The 25624-nt window shown below is 42.7% G+C and carries 23 protein-coding genes and 1 pseudogene; 19 read left to right on the top strand and 5 right to left on the bottom strand.

Features of this window, described 5'->3' with window-relative positions:
• Positions 1–942: 942 nt before the first annotated feature.
• Positions 943–2394, bottom strand: a complete 1452-nt coding sequence (locus tag RIB93_RS04740; RefSeq protein ID WP_446370780.1) for a calcium-binding protein — start codon at positions 2392–2394, stop codon at positions 943–945.
• Positions 2395–2571: 177 nt separating this feature from the next.
• Here RIB93_RS04740 and RIB93_RS04735 point away from each other — a divergent pair, with 177 nt between their 5' ends.
• The 13 genes from RIB93_RS04735 (at position 2572) to RIB93_RS04675 (ending at position 15928) form a co-directional block, all read left to right on the top strand.
• Positions 2572–3480, top strand: coding sequence for a glycosyltransferase family 2 protein (locus RIB93_RS04735; RefSeq protein WP_446370778.1), 909 nt, complete (start codon positions 2572–2574; stop codon positions 3478–3480).
• A gap of 48 nt (positions 3481–3528) precedes the next feature.
• Positions 3529–4449 (top strand): sulfotransferase, encoded by a 921-nt coding sequence (locus RIB93_RS04730; RefSeq protein WP_446370776.1) that lies wholly within the window; start codon positions 3529–3531, stop codon positions 4447–4449.
• Entirely contained in the window at positions 4436–5143 is a 708-nt protein-coding gene (locus RIB93_RS04725; RefSeq protein ID WP_446370774.1) for a hypothetical protein, read from the top strand. Before RIB93_RS04730 ends, RIB93_RS04725 begins: the two co-directional genes overlap by 14 nt.
• A 47-nt stretch (positions 5144–5190) precedes the next feature.
• The gene (locus RIB93_RS04720) at positions 5191–6264 is read left to right on the top strand and encodes a glycosyltransferase family 1 protein (RefSeq protein WP_446370772.1); all 1074 of its coding nucleotides are present in this window, start codon (positions 5191–5193) and stop codon (positions 6262–6264) included.
• A complete protein-coding gene (locus tag RIB93_RS04715) occupies positions 6264–7274 on the top strand; it encodes a glycosyltransferase (RefSeq protein ID WP_446370770.1) in 1011 nt (336 codons plus the stop codon). Before RIB93_RS04720 ends, RIB93_RS04715 begins: the two co-directional genes overlap by 1 nt.
• A complete protein-coding gene (locus RIB93_RS04710) occupies positions 7271–8140 on the top strand; it encodes an FkbM family methyltransferase (RefSeq protein ID WP_446370768.1) in 870 nt (289 codons plus the stop codon). Before RIB93_RS04715 ends, RIB93_RS04710 begins: the two co-directional genes overlap by 4 nt.
• On the top strand, positions 8107–9096 hold the full coding sequence (locus RIB93_RS04705; protein ID WP_446370766.1) for an FkbM family methyltransferase: 990 nt from the start codon (positions 8107–8109) through the stop codon (positions 9094–9096). The genes RIB93_RS04710 and RIB93_RS04705 overlap by 34 nt, the downstream gene beginning before the upstream one ends.
• Positions 9097–9237: 141 nt before the next feature.
• On the top strand, positions 9238–10257 hold the full coding sequence (locus RIB93_RS04700; protein ID WP_446370764.1) for a glycosyltransferase family 4 protein: 1020 nt from the start codon (positions 9238–9240) through the stop codon (positions 10255–10257).
• Positions 10245–11645, top strand: coding sequence for a hypothetical protein (locus RIB93_RS04695; protein ID WP_446370762.1), 1401 nt, complete (start codon positions 10245–10247; stop codon positions 11643–11645). The genes RIB93_RS04700 and RIB93_RS04695 overlap by 13 nt, the downstream gene beginning before the upstream one ends.
• On the top strand, positions 11605–12867 hold the full coding sequence (locus RIB93_RS04690; protein ID WP_446370760.1) for a glycosyltransferase family 4 protein: 1263 nt from the start codon (positions 11605–11607) through the stop codon (positions 12865–12867). The genes RIB93_RS04695 and RIB93_RS04690 overlap by 41 nt, the downstream gene beginning before the upstream one ends.
• 83 nt (positions 12868–12950) lie before the next feature.
• Positions 12951–14063 (top strand): glycosyltransferase, encoded by a 1113-nt coding sequence (locus RIB93_RS04685; RefSeq protein WP_446370758.1) that lies wholly within the window; start codon positions 12951–12953, stop codon positions 14061–14063.
• On the top strand, positions 14064–15263 hold the full coding sequence (locus RIB93_RS04680; protein WP_446370756.1) for a glycosyltransferase: 1200 nt from the start codon (positions 14064–14066) through the stop codon (positions 15261–15263).
• 59 nt (positions 15264–15322) lie between these two features.
• Positions 15323–15928, top strand: a complete 606-nt coding sequence (locus tag RIB93_RS04675; RefSeq protein WP_446370782.1) for a YdcF family protein — start codon at positions 15323–15325, stop codon at positions 15926–15928.
• 183 nt (positions 15929–16111) lie between these two features.
• Here RIB93_RS04675 and RIB93_RS04670 read toward each other — a convergent pair whose 3' ends face one another.
• Positions 16112–17542 (bottom strand): NCS2 family permease, encoded by a 1431-nt coding sequence (locus tag RIB93_RS04670; RefSeq protein WP_446370754.1) that lies wholly within the window; start codon positions 17540–17542, stop codon positions 16112–16114.
• Between the two features lie 93 nt (positions 17543–17635).
• Here RIB93_RS04670 and RIB93_RS04665 point away from each other — a divergent pair, with 93 nt between their 5' ends.
• The gene (locus RIB93_RS04665) at positions 17636–19240 is read left to right on the top strand and encodes a dolichyl-phosphate-mannose--protein mannosyltransferase (RefSeq protein ID WP_446370752.1); all 1605 of its coding nucleotides are present in this window, start codon (positions 17636–17638) and stop codon (positions 19238–19240) included.
• A gap of 139 nt (positions 19241–19379) precedes the next feature.
• Here the strand turns inward: RIB93_RS04665 and RIB93_RS04660 are convergent, their stop codons facing one another.
• Both RIB93_RS04660 and RIB93_RS04655 read right to left on the bottom strand, forming a co-directional pair.
• Positions 19380–20003 (bottom strand): Uma2 family endonuclease, encoded by a 624-nt coding sequence (locus RIB93_RS04660; protein ID WP_446370750.1) that lies wholly within the window; start codon positions 20001–20003, stop codon positions 19380–19382.
• Between the two features lie 134 nt (positions 20004–20137).
• A pseudogene (locus RIB93_RS04655) lies at positions 20138–20422 on the bottom strand (Uma2 family endonuclease); the annotation flags it as partial.
• Between the two features lie 302 nt (positions 20423–20724).
• Here RIB93_RS04655 and dnaK point away from each other — a divergent pair.
• The 5 genes from dnaK (at position 20725) to RIB93_RS04630 (ending at position 25175) form a co-directional block, all read left to right on the top strand.
• A complete protein-coding gene (gene dnaK, locus RIB93_RS04650) occupies positions 20725–22791 on the top strand; it encodes a molecular chaperone DnaK (protein ID WP_446370748.1) in 2067 nt (688 codons plus the stop codon).
• Between the two features lie 288 nt (positions 22792–23079).
• Entirely contained in the window at positions 23080–24075 is a 996-nt protein-coding gene (locus tag RIB93_RS04645; protein ID WP_446370746.1) for a DnaJ C-terminal domain-containing protein, read from the top strand.
• A gap of 22 nt (positions 24076–24097) precedes the next feature.
• Complete coding sequence (locus RIB93_RS04640; RefSeq protein ID WP_446370744.1) at positions 24098–24322, top strand: hypothetical protein; 225 nt, start codon at positions 24098–24100, stop codon at positions 24320–24322.
• Positions 24312–24689, top strand: a complete 378-nt coding sequence (locus tag RIB93_RS04635) for a type II toxin-antitoxin system VapC family toxin (RefSeq protein ID WP_446370742.1) — start codon at positions 24312–24314, stop codon at positions 24687–24689. The genes RIB93_RS04640 and RIB93_RS04635 overlap by 11 nt, the downstream gene beginning before the upstream one ends.
• A gap of 207 nt (positions 24690–24896) precedes the next feature.
• Positions 24897–25175 (top strand): UPF0175 family protein, encoded by a 279-nt coding sequence (locus RIB93_RS04630; RefSeq protein ID WP_446370740.1) that lies wholly within the window; start codon positions 24897–24899, stop codon positions 25173–25175.
• Between the two features lie 128 nt (positions 25176–25303).
• Here the strand turns inward: RIB93_RS04630 and RIB93_RS04625 are convergent, their stop codons facing one another.
• Positions 25304–25504 (bottom strand): hypothetical protein, encoded by a 201-nt coding sequence (locus tag RIB93_RS04625; RefSeq protein WP_446370738.1) that lies wholly within the window; start codon positions 25502–25504, stop codon positions 25304–25306.
• Between the last annotated feature and the right edge of the window lie 120 nt (positions 25505–25624).

Below are 25624 nucleotides of genomic sequence, written 5' to 3'. Positions count from 1 at the left end.
ATTGACATTCCCCCTTTGACCAGGTATAGCGCTCGTACACGCAGCTCTTGACTATATGCGATCGCCATCAGAACTTATCTGTGTCCTATCTCAACTTACTCTATTCTAGAGTGTAAATACGCCAGCGCGTAGCGCTATATTTAACAAAGTGTTGGCAGATTTCGCGCAACACTTTAACATCGGTAGGAAAAAGCAGGTAATCTTAGTTGTTGATCAAGCTGGCTGGCATACCAGAGCTTACGATAAACTGCCAATCACGGTTTGGAATCATCCGTCGGCGTGTGATCGCTCTTCGTATTTCACCTTCTCAGATCATGGCTGCCCGATCACAGTTTTGGCTCATATCAAAACCACTTAAACAACCTCACCCTTAATCTGAAGTTCCGCCAAGCCAAAAGTCTTGCACGGCCTCACTGTGCGGCTTGGCGCGATTTTTTAATTACTGTACTTATTTACAATCGCGCTCAAACCATTGCGGTATAAGGCTAAAGCTTGGGTGCAGTATAGCAACCGCCACAACGGTTAGGACACTAAACGTGCATCGACACAATAAGCGGCATTCACTGGATGCGATATCACCTGTCAGGGACGCGATCGCACATCCTAAGTTTGAGATGTGGTGTGATAGTTATCGCTGTTGTATCACTTTCGCTTGGGCTAAGGTTGAAACCCTTACATTCCGATTTATATTATGGGTGATTTGCCGGACATGATATAAAACCCAAATCTTGTCTACATTCCAACCTCATGCAGCAAGCCCTATATATACAGCTCTATTTTGTGATAAAAACCACTCGACTAGGCTGGCAGAGATAACTCACCAGTAAAAATAATGCCCTGGCTCCCTCAGTTTTCGGAAATAGTGGGAAACTTATGCCGAAAAGGTCTAGTGTCTGAAGTTCTATAATACACAATCCAGTCAAGTTCTACATCTGGCTATCTTTAGAAAACTATATCTACCATCGGATCAAAAGTGCCGCTGGCAATATCGACCGAGGCGATTATATCCGATTGTCTAAAACTCAAAACTATATTAATAACACTTCCTCCCGCACTAATAAAATCATAGTCATCTAACCCTGATCCTCGATCTGCTAGCTGAATCTCATCTGTACCAGCTTCAAAGTCTGTTATATTTGCCTGACCAACTCCTGCATAGTATATTTCAAAGCCAGTTTGCCCCACGATGAACCTATCTACTCCACCATTGCCTGTCAAGGTATCAGTATCGCCAGTTTGTCTAGCACCTACTTGGTGACCGCTTAAGGTATCATTTCCCTCACCGCCGACCAAGAAATCATCGCCAAAGCTACCGGAGAGTTGGTCATTATTCTCACCCCCATCTAGCTCATCATTTCCATTCCCGCCGTCGAGGATGTCATCTCCCGCCCCCCCACGTATCACATCATCGCCACCGCCGCCGTTGAGAGTATCCAAACCACTATTGCCTTCAAGGTTGTCAATTCCCCTCCCTCCGTCAAGGATATCATCGCCATCGCCACCAACTAGATTGTCGTTGCCACTCCCGCCATTGAGGCTATCATCTTCAGTTCCCCCATCTAGCTCATCATCACCACCTTCGCCAATGAGAGTATCCTCACCAGCACCTCCGATGAGAGTATCATTCCCTTGAATTCCAAAACCATCGCCTCTGTCTCCCACGAGTTCGTCATCGCCATCACCACCTTCAAGACGGTCATTATCATTGCCCCCAGTTAAGGTGTCGTTGCCAGTATTGCCGATGAGAATATCATCACCCACCAATCCTGCCAGGGTACTGTTGATGCCAGCATTTGCCGTAATTTGGTTGTCTTGATTGTTGCCGATGCCTTCGTTGGCGTTAAACCAGAGAAGCAGGTTCTCGATTGAATCAGGTAGAGTATAGCTTGTCGTGTTACTACCGGGAAAGCCATCTCCACCAATCCGAACCGTATCTATTCCACCACTATCAAATACAGTGTTAGTAGGAGCCAGGTCAATATAGAAGTCATCACCTTCGCCTCCATTCACCACGGCTGTCTGACTCGCAGGACGCATAGTATCATTGCCTGCACCACCTTCGATGTAAGCTTGACCACCGATGATAACGTTATCAAGTGCATTACCTTTAAGAGCGTTACTGCTCCCACCTCTTACATTTTCTAGGTTGTTACCTAGTTTATAGCCATTGGCTGGAGCATTAATAACAATAACAAGGTCAGTACCTTGGTTGGATTCTTCAATGACCACATCACCGACATCGCTGACGTTATATATATCATCACCATCGCCCCCAACCATAGTATCTGCTCCGGCTAGACCAATTAGTATATCATCAGAATCACCGGGATCAGCAATTATTGAGTCATCCCTTGGGGTACCCCATAGTGTACCTGTTCCTCTTATTTCTGCCATTCTTCTTTCCTGCCTCTAGGCTTTCCAATTGTATATACACATAAGAGTCAACTTAGTTTATATAGCAATCCTAAATAGGATGCAACAAGCGAAATGCTCGAAACCAAGGTATAGCAAGGGTTTCATTTTGAAAATTGCCACAACCTAAATAGGATTGCTATAGTTGACTTATTACGAGTGGAACCTCAAAATTACAAGATATATGTATTCTTCAATACCCAACTCCCTATTAGCATGCCCTTAAGTCCTTTTTTTTCAGTTGTAATACCAACATATCACCGCAATGACTTGTTGGTAAAGTGTCTTGATTGCCTAGCGCCTGGAAGGCAGACTTTGTCAGCCGATCAATACGAAGTAATTATCACTGATGATGGTTCTCACGCAACTGCGGAAAAAATAGTACTAAAGTACTATACTTGGGCAAAATGGGTGGCAGGTTCAAGTTTAGGACCTGCTTGTAACCGAAACAATGGGGCTAAGTATACTCAGGGAGAATGGCTAGTTTTCACAGATGATGACTGTTTGCCTGATCCTCAATGGTTAGAAGCTTATCGGAAAGCGATAGCTGCTCAGACAGCTTGCTTAGTTTTTGAAGGGCGAGTCTACGTGGAACGTCCTAGACGCAGCTTTGGAGAAACCGCACCCGTCAATGAATCAGGAGGGTATCTCTGGTCATGCAATTTTGCTATTCATAGGCAGTTATTTGAATTTTTAGGCGGTTTTGATGAGCGATTCCCCTACGCAGCGATGGAAGACGTAGATTTGCGACTAAGAATTACAAAAAGTAAACATAAATTTATTTTTGTCAAAGAAGCGGCTGTTTGTCACCCTTGGCGCTATAAAGGAAACTGGAAACAGCTAAAAAAGCGCCAAGAATCAGTTTTGCTATACTTATCAATTCACCCCGATCAATTCACACACCTCAATTATCGCTTTTTTATAAAGAGCTTTATCCGCACTGTTATGACAGCATTAACTTCCGTCCGTCAATTAAACTTTTATGAAATAAAAGAAGTTTTTGAACAAAGCATTTACTTTTTACGAATGTCTATTTTTGTCGTAATTAAGAGTTTTCTTATCTTATGATCCAATAAAGTAAACAATTTTATCCAACTCGATTAATAGAGATTGTACATGAATCGGAAAATCCCCAAAAAACCGAAAGACAATTGCCCATTGAATGTAAATTATTCCATAGTATTGGGTTGCCCTCGTTCAGGAACTACATTTCTGATTAGAGGACTTGAAGCTTTGCCAAATTCCGAATGCATTTCCGGCTCTCATTTACCTGTTTCTATTCCTCATATCATTAATTTTCCTTTAACTGAACCACTCAAACAAGTTTTGGCGTTTGGATTTGAACATTCATTACTCAACTACTTAAATAGTGCGACTAACAGTCAATGGTTAGTCTTATACAAATGGCTAAAAGGAAGTACCCATATCAACGAATTGATTCAGGCGATACAGCGTAGGCGAAAGGTTGAACGTCTAATTTACAAAGAGCCTTTTTTGGGATTTTCTCCAGAATTTACCTATGAATCTCTCCCCAATTGTCGAATCATTCACATCTACCGAGATGGTCGAGATTGTGCTAACTCGCTTGTTCGCAGTTATAATATACTGACTGATGAAAAATTGAAAGACTTACGCACAGCAGAAATGCCCTTGGGTCGCCCCTATGATCATCGTTACGTACCTTGGTGGGTTGAGGAGGGAAGGGAAGAGGAATTTATTGCTTGTACTCCGTATGTACGAGCAATCTGGATGTGGAAAGAGATAGTTCGTCGTTGTCATGATTTTTTTTCCCGTCCGGAGATCATTGCTAGTGATCGGGTTTTGTGGCTAAAGTATGAAGATTTTGTAAATGAGCCACTAAAGTACGGAGAAATTGTGGTAAAATTTCTGGGCTGTACAATGAATAATAGACTGCAAAAAAAATTAAAACAGGCTAGTAACCGTTCAATTGGAAGTTACCAACGACGTGATCCAAGAGAAGTTGAAGCTGCCGAGAAAATAGCCAAGGTGGAACTTGAACTTTATGAATATCTTTAATGATAATAAATTGATAGTTTTTACTCATATACCGAAAACCGCAGGCACTTTTTTGCTGAATAAAGTTATTGCTCATAGCTTGCCATCTGAATGTTGTTTAAGATGTGCAGGTTTCAAAAGTTTTATTTTTACTAATAAATATAAATACTATTTTTTCTCAGGTCATATTCCTTATGGATTTCACCACTTTACGAACAAGCCAATACAATATATCACTTTTCTCAGAGACCCTCTTGAACGAGCGGTTTCCTATTACTATTCAATTAAAGAAGTAGACATAAATATGTACAAGCATCCGTTTCGAGATTATGTAGACTCGTTAACACTGAAGCAGTTTTATGAAAATAGAAGATTTCAAAATATACAAACTAGATTCATTGCTGGTTACTTCAGCGAAAAATTATATTCTATTAGACATACAAAGAGTTTGGATGATTTTATTCTCAAAAAAGCAAAAAGCCATTTAATCAACCATTATATTTGGGGAATTGTAGAGAAACTCCCAGAATCTCTGGAACTTTTTCACAAACGATTTGATTGGAAACAAACGGTCGATACAGTTGCCTATAGAAAGACAAAGGACAGACCAAAAGTTTCAGATCTAGACGGGGAAACACTTCAAACTTTGAGGCGAACTCATATGCTCGATTTACATTTGTATGATTTTGCTTTACACAGATTTGATGACCAGTAGATAAATTAAATTGACAAATTCAAGTTTCATTGGAAAACTACAAACTAATGGTAATTATCCAAATTGTCCCTCGCCTGCTCCCAGCAATTGACGGTGTAGGAGATTATGCCCTTAATCTCGCTTGCCAACTCCGTAAAGATTTTGACATTACCACCCTTTTTTTGGTTGGCGATCCCACTTGGACAGGAAACTCAGAAATTGAAGGATTTCTTATAAGCAAAATAACTGAACGTTCTGCTAATAATCTGTTATCATTGTTGCCAAGCGATAAAAGTACAGTTCTGTTACACTATGTTGGTTACGGCTATGCCACTCGGGGTTGTCCATTCTGGTTAGTAGATGGATTGCAACGTTGGCGAACCGCAAATGCCAATCACCATTTAGTGACCATGTTCCATGAACTTTATGCTTCTGGACTACCCTGGACAAGTGCCTTTTGGTTATCGCCATGGCAAAGAAACTTAGTAGCATGTTTGGCGAGGTTGAGCGATCGGGCTATCACCAGCAAACAACTCTATGGAGATATTCTGCACAAGCTAAGCAAAAGCCAACATACCCACATTTCTGCCATACCTGTCTTTTCCAATGTAGGGGAAGCAAAAAACTTGCTCCCCTTAGCCAAGCGTCAGAGGCGTTTAGTTGTGTTTGGAGGGCGTAATAGAAGATTAAGGATTTATCAACATTCGCTAGCCGTATTAAGTCGAACTTGTAAGATGCTAAAAATTAAGGAAGTCGTAGATATTGGAGCAGCAACGGGACTCACTTTATCTCCAGTGAATGGAGTACCAATAGTGGAAATAGGACAGCAATCTGCATCCGTAATTACCACTATTCTGTCACACTCCTTAGCAGGATTTTTGGATTACAGTCCCGACTTTCTGTCAAAATCAACTATTTTTGCTGCTTACTGCGCTCATGGTATGCTACCTGTTAATATCTGCTGTACTACCTTACCCGTCGATGGAATAGAATCAGAAAAACATTACTGGATTCCTAATGGACAGGCAAAGGGATTGCAGAATAAAGTTCAGGTGATCGCTAATAACGCCTATACTTGGTATCAAAACCATAACTTATCTGTACAAGCGAAAATCTTTGCCACCTATATTGTTAATTCTTAATGACTAAGCAAAAGCCGTTGAATTCCGGGCAAGCTAAAACTGAACTGGTTGTCATTATGAACTCGTTTAACAGATTACCCCTGTTGCGCGAGGCGCTTCTTTCTGTGAGTCAAGTCCTTGAGCATACTCCGATACGGTCAGCGATTATCGTTTTTGAGGCGGGTTCGACAGACGGTAGTGTTGAGTTTATTGAAAACTTTTCAGGATACAGTCAAGACATACAGATTATTTGTCTGCATCCTGGAAGAGATATGGAACATTCATTTAGTGTAGGCTGTAATCACTCTGTACAATTTGCTGCCCAACAATTCCCAAAACTCAAGTGGTGCTTCTTTTTTGAGACAGATAATTTAATGACTAATGAGATCGCTTTATCGATTGCTGTAAAACTTCTTGAAACTGAAGAGCAGTTAGCGGCTGTTGGCTTTACAGTTGAACGATATGATGGACAAAAGACGGGTTTTGGTCACTGCTTTCCGACACCTTTAGCGTTCCTTGTTGGGCAGCAACTATCTCAGGCGCTAGGTCTAGACAATATGCCTATTAAGCAGTGGTATCACTTTGCAGATTACCGCTGGAGTTTTTGTGATATTGTTTTTACGAGTCCGCTCTTGGTAAAATATTCAGCATGGCAATCTATCGGCGGCATGGATACAGTCAAATTTCCTTATTCAGATTGCGATTCTGATTGGTGTTGGAGGGCTTACGAAAAGGGGTGGCGTGTAGCTGTTTTAGACATACCTGGAGTTATTCACGACAACCGAAATCAATCCTCTGCCTGGTCAGGAAACCGAGTCATTGACTTTCATCAGGCAAGGTTTGGTTTGCTACTCAAACATAGGGGGAATTGGATAGCTACTATAAAACTGATGTTATTTTTGAGACATTGCTTAGAATTTTTAATACTTATTTTCTTGTCATTTCATGACCAACGAGCTAAGAAATCTCTAAATCAGCGAATAATTTTAATAAATACCGTTTTTAAGAATTATAAAATTAAAATTCTATGAACAAATTAATCGATGCCATTCACTGGAAAATCAAACAAAAATATTCACAGCTTCGATGTTATTTAGGAAGAGGATATTATATTTGGGAGATTGAGGATAAGATTTGGTTTATTTCACGAAAGGGAAATGCTTTTTCTCATGTCCTCTATGTTTGCAAAGGGCATGAAAAAATTGAAATGAAGTGGTGTCGTTCTTGGATTGAAGTTGGAGGTTCAGATCAATCAATTATCGATTGTGGAGCTAATATAGGTTACTTTTCTGCTGTGCTTGCTCAAGCTTGTTCCCTTAATCATATTCTGGCTGTAGAAGGAAATGAGGCGACAGCACAGTTGTGCCAAGAAAATTTTGATATTTTGGGGATAAAAAATGTTACTCTAGTAAAAGCTGTTCTCGCCGCTAGCTCTAATGAGAATTATTTTATTCCGGATAAACCGGGACGAGAACCATGGCAGCAAGCAATTAAAGTTGACCATTTATCTAATAGAGTCCACACAACAACTCTAGATGAACTTGTCAAGCAATATAAGCTTAAGCCCAGTTTAATAAAAATTGATTGTGAAGGATTTGAGACATTTATTATCAAAGGTTCAACGTCATTACTGGGTTGTATACGACCTGCTTTTATGATTGAATGTAATGATAAAGCATTGATGTCATCTGGAACAAGTAGGTCAGAACTTTTTAAATTAATGCTAAATTTTAATTATAAATTATTTTATTTAGAAAGCTTTGACAGTATAAAATCAAGACTTGGGTCAAAAATAGATGAAAATTTCCGCTCTTGTGAATTCAATTTTGCGGCTATACCAAATGATAATTTAAATCTAGAAAAATGGCAAAAAACTCTGGTTTTATTGAGAAAGTAAAAGGCGAACTCATGTTCTCGATTTACATTAAATATATGAAATTAATTAATTATATTAAGCGACCAGAATATATTTTTAGACCCCTTCAAATATATCGTCGAATTTTACATTCACAAAAAAAAAATACCGATAATTTTGAATATGTTTATCTACCGTGGGATGTAGAAATAAAAGTCTGCCCTCACGAAGTGATTGGAAGATCACTATGGACAGTTGGTATCTATGAATTGAGTGTAACTGAAGTTCTTTGGAGACTCATTGATCAAGGTGAAATTGCCATTGATGTTGGTGCTAATATTGGCTATATGACCAGTATTATGGCAAAAAAAGTTGGACAACAAGGCAAAGTATGGTGTTTTGAGCCACAGGCAGATATCTATAAACAATTATCTGAAAATATCAAGAATTGGCAAGTTAGTCTAAACTGGAATCATATCCGATCTTATCGATTAGCACTTTCTAATAAAATTGGTGAAGGAACACTCGTCAGACCAAAAAATTTTATTAATAACAGAGGGACAGCATATATTAAACTATCTCAGGGTTTTGTTAATAAAGATGAAGCAATCCATGCCGATTTAGTGGAGTTATCAACCTTAGATAAAATCGCAGATACACAAGAAAAACTAGGAATTATGAAGATTGATGTTGAAGGTCATGAGCTTGAAGTACTAGAAGGTGCAATTAATTTACTCAAAAATTATAAGATCCGTGACATCATCTTTGAAGAACACAATAATTATCCTACTCAGGTCACTCAATTCTTAGAAAAGTATGGATATGTCATCTTTAGAATCACTAAGGGATTATGGAAGCCATGGCTGAAATCCCCAATGAGGCAGATTACACAGCAGTATTGGGAACCAGTAAACTACCTGGCAACACTGGAGCCTGAACGAGCTATTTATCGTCTACAGAAGAGAGGATGGAACTCACTCTATAACGCTAACTTGTAACGCATTTTCAATTACTTATTCAGTTTACTGCAAAGAGGGAGGTATAATAGTTGAGGATTTTTCTATTCTATTAGGTTAGTTTAAATGCCAACCAGCTTAGCTATGATTAACATTACATAAAAAGAGTTCTATTTGAATAGTATGAAAATTCTTATCTATTCACCCTTATTTTATCCAAGTATTGGTGGTTTAGAAACAGTGGTTTTTATTCTGGCTCATGAGTTTGTCAATCAGGGAAATGAAGTTAAATTAGTTTCCAAAATACCAGCAAAAAACTCTAAATTATTGCCGTTTGAAGTAATACGAAAACCTAATCCCAAAAAACTATTATTACTCGCTCATTGGTGCGATGTCTATTTTCAGCCAAACATTAGTCTCAAAGGAATTTGGCCATTGTTGCTGAACCCAAAACCCTGGATTGTTGCCCATAATAATTGGTATACTCGATCAGATTGCAGTTTAGGTTTGCAGGACTATTTAAAGCATTTTCTTATTCGATTTGCAACGGGAATTTCAGTCAGTCAGGCTGTAGCTGATCATGTGTCCACTCCATCGACAGTAATTCCCAATCCTTATCAGGAAGAAATATTTTATGAAATGCCGGAAATTACTCGTGACAAAGAACTTATATTTTTGGGAAGATTAGTATCTGACAAGGGAGTAGATTTGCTTCTAGATGCCTTGGCTAGTCTCAAACATCGGGGACTAACTCCTAGATTATCAATTATAGGCAGTGGTCCAGAAGCACCTAAACTACACCAACAGGTTAAACAATTAGATATCGTTGAGCAAATCGATTTCTTGGGAGTAAAAGTTGAACATGAGTTAGCTCAGTTACTCAATGCTCATAAGATTTTAGTAATACCATCTCGTTGGCAAGAACCTTTCGGAGTTGTGGCACTTGAGGGAATTGCCTGCGGTTGCGTGGTTATCGGTTCTGAGCAAGGAGGACTCAAAGATGCAATCGGTCTTTGCGGTATGACTTTCCCAAATGGTGATGTAAAAGCATTAACTCAAGTTCTAGTGGAACTATTGACCAATCTTGATAAATTATCAACTTATAGGGAAAAATCAGAATCCCATTTGTATTATCATAAAAAGGCAGTAGTAGCAAAAGAATATTTACAAGTCTTTGAGAGGGCAATTTCGTGCAACAGCTAATTGGTCTGCTGGCTCTTGTGGGCATAATTTATATCTCATTTCTTGACTGGCGTCGGGCGGTTAAGACTGTGTTAGTGATTTCGGTGCTTGAAGGAGCAATCCGAAAATGGTTGTTACCAGATGTAAGCGACTTGATTTATTTTTTGAAAGATATTATTCTTTTTACTGTTTATATTAATTATTCTACATTTTTAATAAAAAAGAGGAAATTAAAAACAAAAAATAAAATTATTAATATCTTAATTGTATTAGTGTCAGGCTGGTGTATTTTTCAAGGGTTAAATCCAAGTTTAGGTTCCCCTATTGTAGGATTATTTGGATTAAGGGGTTACATTTTTTATATTCCTTTGATGTGGATAATACCAAATTTATTTCAATCAAAAGACGAACTCTATAATTTTTTGCGTTATTTTTTATTGCTAGTCATTCCTGTAGGTCTATTGGGAATAGCTCAATTTTTTAGTCCTGCTTCAAGTCCACTGAATGTCTACGCTCCTGGAGAAGTAGCAGATGTCGCTACATTTGGAGTAACATCTGCTACCCGAGTAACCGGAACTTTTTCTTACCTCAGTGGTTACTCTGTCTATCTCTTATTTTGTTTTGGTTTGCTAATTCCTTTGCTTAACATTAGCCAGATAAATTTATGGAGATGGCTATCAATTGCTGAACTATTTTTAGTTATCATTAATGCTTTTATGACTGGTTCTCGCGGCGTAGTGATTGCTATCATTTTATTTTTAGTTTGCTATCTAATGGCTAAGGGATTAGTTCAACCGACGAAAGTGCTGCGTTTAATACAAAAACTTATAGTTCCAAGTGTTATTGTGACTCTAGCCGCTGCTATCTGGTTTCAGCCAGCTATCGAAGCTTTTTGGTTACGCACAACATCAAATAAGGACATACCTGCACGTATTGTCGGTAGTTTCATAGAACCCTTTGAGTTTATGCAATATAAACAAATAGATGGCTATGGCACAGGTTCAACCCATCAAGCTACGCCTGCACTTCGCAGAGTTTTTGATTTGCCAAGCGGTGAATTTATTCCCACCTATTACGAATCGGAAATGGGACGAGTTGCTCTAGAACTCGGTCCCATTGGTTTTATCCTTTGGTATGGACTAAGAATTAGCTTGCTTGTTGAGCTTTGGCTTGTATTCTGCAAACTACAAAGACCTTGTCTACAGGAGTTAGCTCTTGCAGCCTTCCTTATCCATGTTCTCCAGCTCAATGGTCAGCTTGTTTTTCATCATACCTTTTCAGTCTACTATTGGTTTCTCAGTAGCTTTATTTTTCTGTTACCTCGACTGGAACAAATCGAGAATTGGCAACAATATCTGTTAAAGCAAAATGTCCCAACCGCGTATTTCCCTGATTCACCCTACCAGTAATCCATTTTCCCGCAATGCTGCCCTTGCCCTGTCAAAGGTAGACTTGCTCCATGAAATTATTACCACTACTGCTTATAATCCACAAACACCTCTCAATCGCTTCTTAAACCTATTACCCTCAAAAATGAGTAACTGCATTGTTCGTGAACTGGAACGGCGTACTTGGATTCCTCCTCATGGAGTACCAATACGAACTCATCCCTGGCAAGAAGTTCTACGGGTAGCACTGGTAAAAGCCGGTCTGAGTCAACGTTTAGGTTTTGGGCGACAAGGACCTATCGATTGGGTTTATGCTTCCCTAGATCGCCACGTTGCTCAGTATCATTTACAACACCTTGATGCTGTCTACGCCTACGAAGATGGTGCAGCTACCACTTTCCAAACTGCCAAGCAAAGGGGTATCCTCTGTTTATACGATTTGCCTATTCCCTTTTACCGTCTGAGCCGAGCTATCCAATTAGAAGAAACTGAACGATTTCCAGAGTTAGCACCTGCATTTCGAGCAATTCAGGAGCCTTCTTGGAAAATTGAGCGTAAGGAGCAGGAAGTCTGCCTAGCTGATCATATATTTGTAGCATCTTCATTAACTAAAAAATCATTACTAGAGGTTGGTGTAAAACATGAAAATATCAGTGTTATTCCCTATGGTGCGCCAATTGAATATTTCCAACCAAAACCCAAAAATGAGTACCTATTCCGAGCCTTATTTGTGGGGCGTGTAGGTCCTCGCAAGGGCGTTCACTATTTATTGAATGCTTGGCGAGAGTTGCAACTACCTGATGCTGAGTTATTGTTAGTTGGGATTAACGAATTTCCAAAAGATTGGCTCGCTCAGTACAGTGATTTCTTTCGCTATATTCCCTCAGTACCTCATACTTCATTGAATGAATACTATAGTTCTGCGAGTATCCTGGTTTTTCCATCGCTGGTAGAAGGTTTCGGGCTAGTGCTTCTAGAGGCAATGGCTTGTGGTATACCAGTGATTGCCACAACTAATACAGCTAGTTCTGATATCCTTAGAGATGGTGTTGAAGGTTTCATTATACCGATTAGGAATGTAGAAGCGCTCAAAGAAAAGCTAGAATGGTGCTATAGCCATGCCCAAGAGTTAGCTGATATGGGACGAGCCGCTCGTCATAGAGCTGAAGAACTTACTTGGGACTTATATCACAAAAGATTGGCAAGTAGTGTGCAAGAGATTTTACTGAAGCGAAATAGTTAGCTAGTCAGAGTTAAATTATTTAAATAAATCTACTCATGAATAAATCTGTAAAAAATAAAGAATTTCATCTATGGTTTCCAAATATGTTTGAATTCAAAGGTGGAATTCAATTATACTTGGCTATTTTGCTAAAGGCATTACAGCAATTAGGGATGAATGTTAGTTATCATGTTTTCCTTAAACACGATACTTGTGCTTCTCCAGATGCATCTTTTTCAAGAGATACCCGATTTGACTGCTCTGGTACTTGGTCACTGCCTTTACGGACATTTATATTTGCAACTAAAATTCTCGGATATGGACTCGGACGACATCCTAACTTAGTCATATCAGGTCATCTCAATTTCACACCAGTTGCCTATTGGTTGAAATGTATCATTGGTGTTCCCTACTGGGTAATAGTTTATGGTATAGATGCCTGGAATATTGAGCGTCAAAACCTAAAAGTTGCTCTAGCTCATGCAGAACGCATTCTTTCAATCAGCAATTACACTCGTGCTCGCCTCCTCAAAGAACAAAATCTTGACCCAAATAAAATTCTACTTTTGCCATGCACATTTGACCTAAATCGCTTTAAAATTTCTCCCAAACCTCAACATCTTCTGAACTATTATGGACTGACGGCTAATCAGCCCATTATTCTAACAGTTGCTAGATTGGATCGTACTAAACGATACAAAGGATATATTCAAATCCTTAAGGCACTGCCAGAGATTCGGCGTCAGATTCCCCAGGTTCACTATATCCTAGTTGGCAAGGGAAGCGATCGCGCCCGCATTGAACAACTCATCACCAACCTCAACCTCCAAGATTGTGTCACCTTAACTGGGTTTGTTCCTGATGAGGAATTGTGTGATCATTATAATCTTTGTGACGTGTTTGCTATGCCCAGCAAAGGCGAGGGTTTTGGCATCGTTTACCTGGAAGCCCTAGCTTGTGGTAAGCCTACCATCGGTGGTAATCAGGATGGGGCAATCGATGCACTTTGTCAAGGAGAATTGGGTGTCTTGGTCGATCCTGATAATATAGGTGAGATCACCCAAACCATCATTCAAATCGTGCAGGGTATCTATCCCCACCCCCTCATATATCAACCTGAAGTGTTGCGCCAGAAAGTTATTGATACCTATGGGTTTGAGCGCTTTAAACAAACTTTGGCAGAATTACTCCAAACAACGGAACTGGGAGTTCAATAGGTGAGAGTTTTACACGTTATTCCCTCCGTTAGTCCACCTTTAGGGGGTCCTACACAAGTTGTACTAAACTTAGTTCAAGCATTGCGAGAATGTGGAATTGATGCTGAAATTGTTACCACTAATGACAACGGTGCAACATTCTTAGATGTGCCATTAAATAAACGCATTGAATATGAACAAGTTCCTGTCTGGTTTCTGCCGCGATTTTCTCCACCTCTAAAAGAGTTTATCTTCTCCACAGCGCTCACGCAATGGCTATGGAAACACATTCAAGACTATGACCTCATACACACCCATTATCTTTTCTCCTACGCCTCCACCTGTGCTGCTGTGATCGCTCGCTGGTATCAAATTCCTTATACCGTTCGTACCATGGGTCAACTCAGCCCTTGGGCATTGGAACAAAGTCGGTTCAAAAAACAACTATACACCTTCCTAATTGAGCGTCGCAATCTCAACCGTGCTGCTGCTATTCACTGCACATCAGCTAGTGAAGCCCAAGATGTGCGTAACTTTGGCATTCAAACTCCTACCGTTACTTTACCTCTAGGAGTGAATTTACTTCCAGATTGCCCCGAAGCTAAACAGAATTTACATCATCGTTATAGAATACCGAATCATAAACAAATTGTCCTATTTTTATCACGCCTGCACTATAAAAAGCGTCCCGATTTGTTAATCCAAGCCCTTAGCAAACTCACTGTTCAAAACTATGATTTTCACCTGATATTAGCGGGTTCAGGTGAAGCCGACTATGTAAATCATCTAAAAAAATTAGTCGCCTCTCTTGGTTTAGCCAAATACACATCATTTGCTGGTTTTGTCACGGGTGAAGACAAAAACTTACTCCTCCAAGGTTCTGATATTTTTGTCCTCCCCTCTTTTTCCGAAAATTTTGGAGTAGCAGTAGCCGAAGCTATGGCGGCGGGATTACCCGTGATTGTTACGCCAGGAGTACAAATTTCACCCGAAATTGCCGTAGCCAAAGCGGGGTTAGTTGTGGAGGGAGATGTTGAGACTCTTGCTGATGCGATCGCGACTTTGCTAAACTCCCCTCATCTACGCCATGAACTAGGCGAGAATGGTAAGCGTTTGGTGAGTCATCGATATTCCTGGAAGGTGATCGCTCAAAATCTGATTTCTGTCTATACTGCAATAATCGAGGGGAAACCTTTGCCAGATCATCTCAGTAATTATTGATCAGCCGTCAAATCAGTGACATTTCCCCCTATCCCGCTAGTACAAATAGTCTGGTGAAAATCTGCCGTCATCAATTTAAATGGAGATGCTGTCTAACCAGTGCTACCCTGATCCTGATCCTACTAAGTATCATCCCCCTGCGGCTGGCGATCGCACAATACCAATCCCCTCATCCCCAAGCTATTCTCACCTTAGGCGGTGGGCGCGATCGCGAACGATTCACCGCCCAATTTGCCCAAACTCACCCTTCCCTCGATATCTGGGTTTCCAGTGGTTCGCCCCCAGACGTTCTTTATACTATTTTCCAAAACGCCAATATTCCGATCCAGCGCGTTCATCTTGACTATCGCGCCGTCGATACCGTCACCAATTTTACCTCCCTCGTGGCTGACTTCAAACGCCACCAAATCCAACATATCTACCTAATTACCTCAGACTATCATATCCCTAGAGCCAAAGCGATCGCGACTCTGGTTCTCGGAAGCCAAAGCATCACCTTCACCCCCATCTCCGTACCCTCCAACCAACCCCCTGAATCCTGGCTGCGTATTCTCCGTGACAGCATTCGCGCCCTCCTCTGGATTATCACAGGTCATACTGGCGCTACACTTAAGCCACAATTGATTTCCTTTGTCCTTCGTTATGTATCCTTTGTCCTTGGTTAGTTGTCATATCATTGACTTAAAACGAATGTTATTGACTTAAGATAAATATCGCCAACTTAGACACCAGAAAAGGAATTTCTTTTAAGCTAAAGTAAGAATCAAGCTTATTGGGTAATTCTTTTAACCCGTTTTAACGGGTTTTAGCTTTTAGCCCGAACTTTAGTTCAGGGCTTTAGTCAGGGCTTACCCACCACTATTCATCGCCATCACGATAAAACGCACTACAAAAATCCCCGCCAAAACCCACACCGCGATCGCGACTTCATTTCCTTTCCCCTGAAACCCTTTAATTAAAGGATAAGTAATCAATCCAATCGCCAACCCTTCCGCAATCGAATACGTCAACGGCATCATTAAAATCGTTAAAAATGAAGGAATTGACTCCGCCGGATCATCCCAGTGAATCCCCCGTAAATTCCCAGCCATTAATACCCCCACAATCACCAACGCTGGCGTCGTAGCAAAGGCTGGAATTCCTGACAGTAACGGAATAAAAAATATCGAACCTATAAACAAAACCGCGACAACAACAGCCGTAAATCCCGTGCGCCCCCCTTCCGCAATCCCCGAAGCCGACTCAATATAGGTTGTCACTGTCGAAGTTCCCAAAACTGCCCCTACTGTTGTTCCGACTGCATCCGCCATCAATGCTTGATTCGCCCTAGGCAATTCCCCTTGTTCGTTAATATAGCCCGCCTGCATTCCTACCCCAGTTAGGGTACCTACGGTGTCAAATAAGTCTACAAACAGAAACACAAACAACACCGCCAGGAAATCCCAGCTATTCACCTGATTGATTCTACCCAATCCCGCGATCGCACTCCCAACTAAATCCACAGGTAACTCAGGAATACCGATAATCCCCTGGGGTAAGGGAGACACACCGAGAATCCAGGCTAGCGCCGCTGTTGCCAAAATCCCCCATAGCAGCGCCCCGGTGAGGCGACGGGCGACAAATGCCGAGGTAATTAGGATACCCGCGATCGCAATTAATGTCGAAGGTTGACTCAAATCCCCTAATTTAGTTTTTGTCACCGCATCAGCAGCGATAATTCCCGCCCCACTTAAGGCAATATAGGCGATAAATAAACCAATTCCAGCCGCCGTTGCCCGTTTCAGACAATCGGGGATCGCTTTGACGATTAAATGGCGAACATTTGACAGGGTTAGGGCAATAAAAATCAACCCTTCGATTAAGATAGCAGAAAGGGCAATCCGCCAGTCGATGCCTAATCCCAATACCACCGAGTAGGTAAAAAAGGCATTAAGTCCCATACCGGGGGCAAGGGCAAGGGGGTAATTCGCCCACAATCCCATAACTAGGGTAGCAATTGCCGCAGAAAGTGCTGTGGCGATGACCAATTCATTAAACAAATCTCCTGATGCTTGTAAAAAAATAGCATCGGATAAAATTCCCGGATTCACCACCAAGATATAAGCCATCGTCATAAAGGTGGTGAACCCTGCCAATAGTTCTATGCGGATCGTAGTGTGGTATCGATCAAATTTAAAGAATTTAGCCAGAATACCTGATTGTCTCGGTGGTTGTCCAGACGGATTAGGATGAGACTCGGCTGGATGGGAATGCTCCTGATTTGGATCATGATGACTCATAATTGCCGCCTGAAATACCCTGATAGCCGACTAGATCCCCGACTTCTTGAAGAAGTCGGGGATCTGAGACCAACCCGATTTAACTAGTATTGTATGATTTTTAAGAAAATACTGTCTATCTTATCAAACTATTGGTTCCATTTTGGATTAATCGCTATTTTTTTAGCCTCAGCCCTGCTCCGATTTTGGGGATTGGGTCGATTTAATACGCTGGTATTCGATGAGGTCTATTATGCCAAATTTGCCAATAACTATTTAACCGGAACAGAGTTTTTCAATGCCCACCCGCCCTTGAGCCAATATATTATCGCGATCGGGATGTGGCTGGGTTCTCATTTTCCCTGGGATCAGCAGTCCATGAATGGTTTGGCGGGTTCATTGCGATCGACGTGGAGTTACCGTTGGCTGAATGCGCTCACGGGTTCGTTTATCCCCTTAGTTGTCGCCGGAATTGCCTATCAGCTTAATCGGCGTCGCAGCTATGCGTTAATCGCCGCCTTGTTAGCCGGGGCGGATGGTCTATTTTTAGTTGAGTCTCGCTACGCACTGAATAATGTCTATTTGGTTATTTTGGGATTATTGGGGAATTTATGTTTATTAATCGCACTCAATCAATCTCAGTCGAAACACTGGATAATTTTGGCATTGTCGGGGGCTTTTTTCGGCGCATCGGCTTGTATTAAATGGAATGGGTTATGGTTTTTATTCGGGCTTTATCTCCTGTGGGGGATGGCTTGGTTGCTTCAGTGGAGAAGAGAGGGTTCAAACTTTAAACTTGGAGTTGGGGCGGGTTTATTTACATCTAGGTCAAAACGAGACGATAGTCGTGATTGGGTTGGGGCGGGTTTATTTACATCTGGGTCAAAAAGAGACGATAGTTGTGAAACCCGCCCCTACAAACCCTGCCCTCCAGCGCAGCGCCGGGTCAACACTCAAAACTCAACACTTAAAACTCCCTTAGTTAATCTAACTCAATTAAACGGGATTCAATTTTTAGTTAATTTTGCCTTAATTCCAGCACTAACCTATAGCTTACTCTGGATTCCACACCTAATCATGAATCCCCAACCCGGATTTTGGGAAGCCCACTATAGAATTTTGACGTTTCACGAAAAAATCGGTAGCGGATCAGATGTTCATCCCTACTGTTCTAAATGGTACACTTGGCTAATTATGCTGCGACCTGTGGCTTACTTTTACCAAACTGCCCAGAGTACCCGCGAACAAGTCCCAGCTTACCCTCCGTTACCTAAGGGATATGGTCAAGTCGTTTATGATGTCCATGCGATGGGAAATCCTATCCTTTGGTGGTTATCAACAGCAGCCATTTTATTGTTACTGTTGTTATTGTTACAGCGTCTTTGGTCAGGAATGCGTGGATATTTTCCGCCCACAACTGTGAATTATATTAGTCTCTATTTAGGTCTTAACTGGTTGGCTCAGTTACTCCCTTGGATTGGGGTAAGTCGCTGTACATTTTTATACCACTATATGGGAGCTTCTGTGTTTTCTGGGTTAGGGTTAGCTTGGCTGATTGACCGTTGGCTACATCGAGAGCAAGAATCTTGGCAAATCGCGGCGATAACGGTTATCAGTTTAATTCTGTTGGCATTCGTATTTTGGTTGCCGATTTATTTAGGATTACCTCTATCTCCTGAGGGTCATCAACTGCGAATGTGGTTCCGTTCTTGGATTTAGATTATTTTGTCATTGGTCAAAACACTGATTTCACGGATTTATTGTCCAGATGTAGGTAGGCATAAGAGAACTTATTGACACTGATTACACAGAAAAGTTAGTTCTCTCATCTTGAGAGGATGATTTGGATTTTAACTGATTACTCTTGTGTCATAGCCACAATTTGAAGTGTTGTTAGTTCTAACCGAGGAAACAAAGGAGACAGAATTGCCGCGTCTCCTTGATATCTTACTGCCTGGTATTCATCGTCAATTAAACGATTGATGGTTACAGTGGGTTGTTTAGGGGAGCCAATATATTGAACGCCTCCGAGTCCAGCATAATCGACGATCCAGTACTCCGGGATTCCTAGTGTTTCGTATTCATTCAATTTAATCCGGTAATCGTCCCGCCAATTGGTGCTGACAACTTCAATCAAAAGGGGAGGTGGTATGTATGCTGCCGCAGATGCTGAACTTTGACGCATTCTTTGCCATTCGTCTTTGGCGAATACGACAATATCGGCTTTACGACTGGACTCATTTTCACCAGGGGCGTTATTCAAGCGAACTTGTTTGCTCTGACGGGGAACATAAGGCAGATTCAAGTCTTGGCAGTGGTTGATTAGGATACGACAAAGCCCATCAACAACGTCTTCATGTTTGGCTGTGGGTTCGCTGAGAGGCATAGCAACTCCTTGGACAAGCTCGAATGACCTACCGGAGCCGTCATCCCAGTTGAGAAATTCCTCAAAGGTCAGGGGTTTTTGCGCGATCGCGATCATTGTTATTGCTCCAATCCATCGGTCAGCTTGATTTTGCTTATGTCTATGTTAAGGTTAATGGCACTGAAATAAACAGTTTTGGAACGCCAAAATCCTTGATATATAGTAGGGTGGGCATTGCCCACCAGCCTGTTACCTTCAGCAGTGAAGGGAATACGTTCCCACTGAAAAACTGCCACATCTGGAACAATGGATCGTATACCAAAACTACATCTTAATTCTGGGAAGGCATAGGCTATTTTTGTCTCCTCTGCAACTTGATTGATAGTGGCGCAGAGTTTTCCTTGCAAGCGGCTATATCGTCCCTTTGGCATGGGCTTTTGGATGATTTCTCCATTGATATATTCACTGGCGGGTTTGGTTTCTGGCAGTTGCAGAAATTCTGGCAATGTTAGTGGTTGGGAGAGTGCTTGTACCATGGGGATCGCCTGCAAGGTGAGACGGCAAATTATATACTCCATTCTAGTGAAAAGCGACGCGATCGCGCCTTGGTACGATAGACCTATCGTAGGTTGGGTTTCGTTCCAAGGACCCAACCTACGATCCTCTGCTCCCAGACGCTTCTTGCATCCTGTCTGGAACATTGCTCCCCCTCTTCCTCACGATAGAATGGGTAAAATGACCAGCGATCGCACTGCCTCTGGTCAACTATCCATTAAAATCTCTAAAGCTATTGTATATAGCGATTTGGCATTAACAGCGAGAGGAGACAAAAGTACGCATGGGCAAGGTAGTCGGCATTGACCTAGGGACAACAAACTCTGTGGTAGCCGTCATGGAGGGTGGCAAGCCGGTTGTCATTGCTAATGCAGAAGGTATGCGAACAACCCCTTCTGTGGTGGCGTTTAGCAAGGAGGGGGAACGCTTAGTCGGACAAATGGCACGCCGTCAAGGGGTTCTCAATCCCCAAAATACGTTTTATGGGATTAAGCGCTTTGTAGGGCGGCGATATAGCGAACTCAATCCTGAGTCGAAGCGCGTCCCCTATACGATTCGCCGTGATCCAGAAGACGCGATTAAAATTCGCTGTCCCCGCCTGAAGCAGGAATTTTTCCCGGAAGAGATTTCGGCGATGGTACTGCGGAAGTTGGCGGATGAGGCGACTCGCTATCTGGGTGAAGAGGTAACGGGGGCGGTAATTACGGTTCCCGCTTATTTTAATGATTCTCAACGACAAGCGACGCGAGATGCGGGACGAATTGCAGGGTTGGAGGTGCTGAGAATTCTCAATGAACCCACAGCAGCATCCTTAGCGTATGGGTTGGAAAGGGAAGATAGTCAGACGATTTTAGTCTTTGATTTGGGCGGCGGTACGTTTGATGTTTCAATTCTAGATGTGGGGGATGGGGTATTTGAGGTGAAAGCCACCAGTGGCGATACTCAATTGGGGGGAAATGATTTTGACCGTAAAATCGTCGATTGGCTAGCCGAACAGTTCCTCGAAACCGAAGGCGTGGATTTACGCCGCGATCGCCAAGCACTACAGCGATTGATGGAAGCCGCTGAAAAAGCCAAGATTGAGCTTTCGGGGGTGGGGGTGACGGAGATTAATTTACCCTTTATCACCGCTACCGCCGAGGGACCCAAGCATCTGGAAACCCGACTGACTCGTCCCCAGTTTGAGGGATTGTGTGGGGAATTGGTGAGTCGTTTACGTCGTCCCCTGAAACGCGCCTTCAAAGATGCGGGATTGACGCCTGTACAAATTGATGAGGTGGTTTTGGTTGGGGGTTCGACTCGGATTCCCTTAGTTCAGCAATTGGTGCGGAGTTTGATTGACAAAGAACCGAATCAAAATGTGAATCCCGATGAAGTAGTGTCCGTTGGCGCAGCGATTCAAGCGGGTATCCTGAGTAATGAAGTCAAGGATGTGCTGTTGCTGGATGTGACGCCGTTATCGATGGGATTGGAAACCATTGGTGGGGTGATGAAAAAGCTGATTCCCCGGAATACGACTATCCCGGTGCGGCGATCGGATATCTTTTCCACCAGCGAAAATAATCAAACCCTGGTAGAAATTCATGTTCTGCAAGGGGAACGGGAAATGGCAAATGATAACAAATCCCTGGGACGGTTTAAGCTGACCGGAATTCCGCCTGCGCCCCGAGGCGTTCCCCAAGTGCAAGTGGCGTTTGATATTGACGCCAATGGGATTTTACAGGTAACCGCCCTGGATAAAACCACGGGACGGGAGCAAAGTGTGACAATCCAAGGTGCATCGACCCTAAATGAGTCGCAAGTGCAACAGATGATTCGCGACGCCGAGGAAAATGCCCAATTAGATCGTCAACGTCGGGAACGAGTAGAGAAGCGCAACCGCGCCGAAACCATGGCGACGGATGCGGAACGTCAACTCAAGGAAGTGACCCTGGATTTTGGCACCCAATTTGCCAGTGCGTATCGGCGGCGGATTGAAGCCCTAGTCTTGGAACTCCGAGACGCGATCGCCCAAAATGATGATCGGGCGATTGACCGGGCGCAGTCAGATTTACAAGATACTCTCTATGAACTCAAACGGGAGGTGCGGTTAGCTTACGCCGAAGATGAGGATGATGACTTTTTTGGCTCAATTCGCCGTGTCTTCACCGGAGAAGATGAAGACGATGCTTATTGGGAACCCAGACGGCGTGAACCCCGTGAACCCCGTGATCCGTATGATTATGGTGTAGGGACAGGTCGATCCAGTCGCCAACGCGATTACGAAAGACCCAGAAGTTATTCTCGTCGTGATGTCCGTTCCGCCCCTTTAGAAAATGATTGGGATGAAGAGGATGATGATTGGTTTTAAATCCTGTAGAAACGTGCCATCACACGTCTGTGTGTAGGGGCGGGTTTAGGGACTAACATTGATTGTTGTCCCTAGCTTGGCGGCAAAACCCGCCCGGTGTGTAGGGGCGGGTTTAGGGACTAATATTGATTGTTGTCCCTAGCTTGGCGGCAAAACCCGCCCGGTGTGTAGGGGCGGGTTTAGGGACTAATATTGATTGTCGTCCCTAGCTTGGCAGCAAAACCCGCCCGGTGTGTAGGGGCAAGAACTATTTGACAAATGACCAATGACAAATGACAAATAACGACAATGCAAAACTTTCGGAATTACTACGAGATTTTAGGAGTTACCCCCGATGCATCCAATGATGAGATAAAAAAGGCATTTCGGCGACTCGCCCGTAAATATCACCCGGATGTGAATCCAGGGGATAAGGCGGCTGAGGAACGGTTTAAGGATATTAACGAAGCCAACGAAGTTCTGTCTGATCCAAGCAGGCGATCGCAGTATGATCAGGTTGGCAATTTCTTTAAGAAGAAAGGATTTACCCGTAAGGCGGCGAAAACCAGTCCAGTCAGAACCGCCTTCTCCCGTAATGGTCGGGGGCGTACTTCTAGCCAAGAAGTGGACTATAGTGAGTTTGGTGACTTTAACAGCTTTGTTGAACAACTTCTAGGACGCCGTCCGCCTCGTCCTGGGATGGGAACGGAACGGACAGGAGGGCGAGTTGAGTCCTCAGATTCGTTTCGTCCTGGAACCCGGAAAACAGCTTATAGAGCCAATTCTAGCGCCCAGCCGAAAAATGTAGAGGCGCGATTAACATTGCCGTTAGAAAAAGCCTATACCGGGGGAATTGAGCGAATTCGCCTGGAAGATGGTCGATCTTTAGAAGTTGAATTACCCGGAAATATGGTTACGAATCAGCGAGTACGCCTCAGGGGTCAGGGAATCGCTGGTGGGGATTTATTTTTAATTATTACGGTTTCACCCCATCCGTTCTTTAAGCTGAGAGGGTCAGATATTATTTGCCAGTTACCCGTGACAGCCGCCGAAGCGGTATTGGGAACGCCTGTAGACGTACCAACTCTAGATGGGCGCGTGAAAATGAATATTCCGGCGGGGGTGCAGTCAGGTCAACGATTACGCCTCGCGAATAAAGGGTATCCGATAGAGGGGGAACGGGGTGATCAGTTAGTCGAGATTCAAATTGTGGTGCCAAAAACGCCAAGTCCCGAAGCGCGAGAACTGTATCAGAAATTGTTAGAAATTGAACGGTTTAATCCTCGGCGGGATTTGCCGATGTGAGTAAAAAATAGAGGGTAAAAATATGGAAGTCCTCAAACTGACGACGACGATTGATAAACTCGGATATTTAAGTATTAATGTTCCAACCGATTTAGCGGCTGGAGAGGTAAATGTTGTCGTTGTTTTGCATCCAGTCTTGCCAGATAATAATCACAAATCCAGTTATAATTTCTCCGATTTGGTAGGACGGTTAACGTGGCAGGGAGATGAGGTAGCGATGCAGAGGGCGCTACGGGATGAATGGTAATCGCTACTTGTTGGATACAAATGCGATTGTGGCTCTGCTGCAAGGCAATTCTCAACTGATTCAATTACTGCAAGATGCAGATTGGGTAGGAGTTTCGGTAATCAGCCAAATTGAATTTTTGGCGTTTTCTGGATTGAGTGAAGCTGATCGTCAGCTTTTCCAGCAGTTTTTGCAGCGTGTGGAGATTGTTGGTTTAGTAGCGGGTAATGGTGCGTTGATAGAGAAAATTATTGAAATTCGCTCCTCCTATCGGTTAAAACTCCCGGATGCGGTTATTGCAGCAATGGCAATCCAAAATTCAGCAAGTTTGGTGACTGCTGATCGAGAGTTTGCGAAGGTGACAATGTTAAGGGTAATAGATTGGTAGCGATCGCGCTCTGATGTCGGTAAAGCCTTGATAGGTTAAAGATTGTCGGGTTGAGGTGGGGTGATCGCACTATTGGAGCATTGAATTTTAGGCAAGGGTGATCGCCCTAGAACGCAGTTATGATTAGTGGAGAGTGTGGGTTTGACAAACCGAGTCAGTGACAGCAAATCTACAACGGATTAGCATAAGATATTGAGGAGAGTCACGATGCAAATTACAATCGATATCCCTGATGAAATCACCGAGCAACTAACCGAAACACTCGATCAGTTGCAGCGTCATCTACTCGAACTCCTAGTCATCGAAGCCTACCGCACCGAACGCATTACCCACTTTCAGGTTGGACAACTCCTCAAACTCCCCTCCCGTTGGGCAGTTGATGAATTTCTCAAAACCCACCAGGCTTACCTTCACTACAACCAAGACGATTTAGAAAGCGATCGCCAAACCCTGCGTCAGTTAAGAACCAAGAATGTCACTACCTGATTAATGATCGTTATCTCCGATACGTCCCCGATTCTCTACCTGCTACTGATTAACCACCTAGACTTACGCACACCCGATACCAGCCTAAACAAACTCAATCCCAACGAACGAGCTGCGGAAGTCTTGATTCAATGCTTAGAATTATCAGGCGAATTGTCTATATCTGACTTAGGGTTTTCCTCCTCTTGAACTTCTGGGTTATCATTCATTTTTGTTAAGTATGTAGGCGGCGGTGCATTTTCCATTAGTTTTTGCAAGTCTACAGATAGTTGTGCAGCATTTTCTATTAGTTTTTGCAAGTTTACAGACGGCTGTGCAGCATTTTCCATAAGTTTTTGCAAGTTTACAGACGGCTGTGCAAATTATTACATTAGTTTTTGCAAGTCTACAGACGGCTGTGCGAAATTTTCCATTAGTTTTTGCCAATCACTAGACGTTTCGATACGATC

It is taken from the genome of Coleofasciculus sp. D1-CHI-01 (assembly GCF_040218875.1).
Taxonomy (GTDB): Bacteria; Cyanobacteriota; Cyanobacteriia; order Cyanobacteriales; family Coleofasciculaceae; genus Coleofasciculus.
The sequence above is the reverse complement of the archived record's forward strand: the minus strand, read 5'-3'. Positions and strand labels throughout refer to the sequence as shown.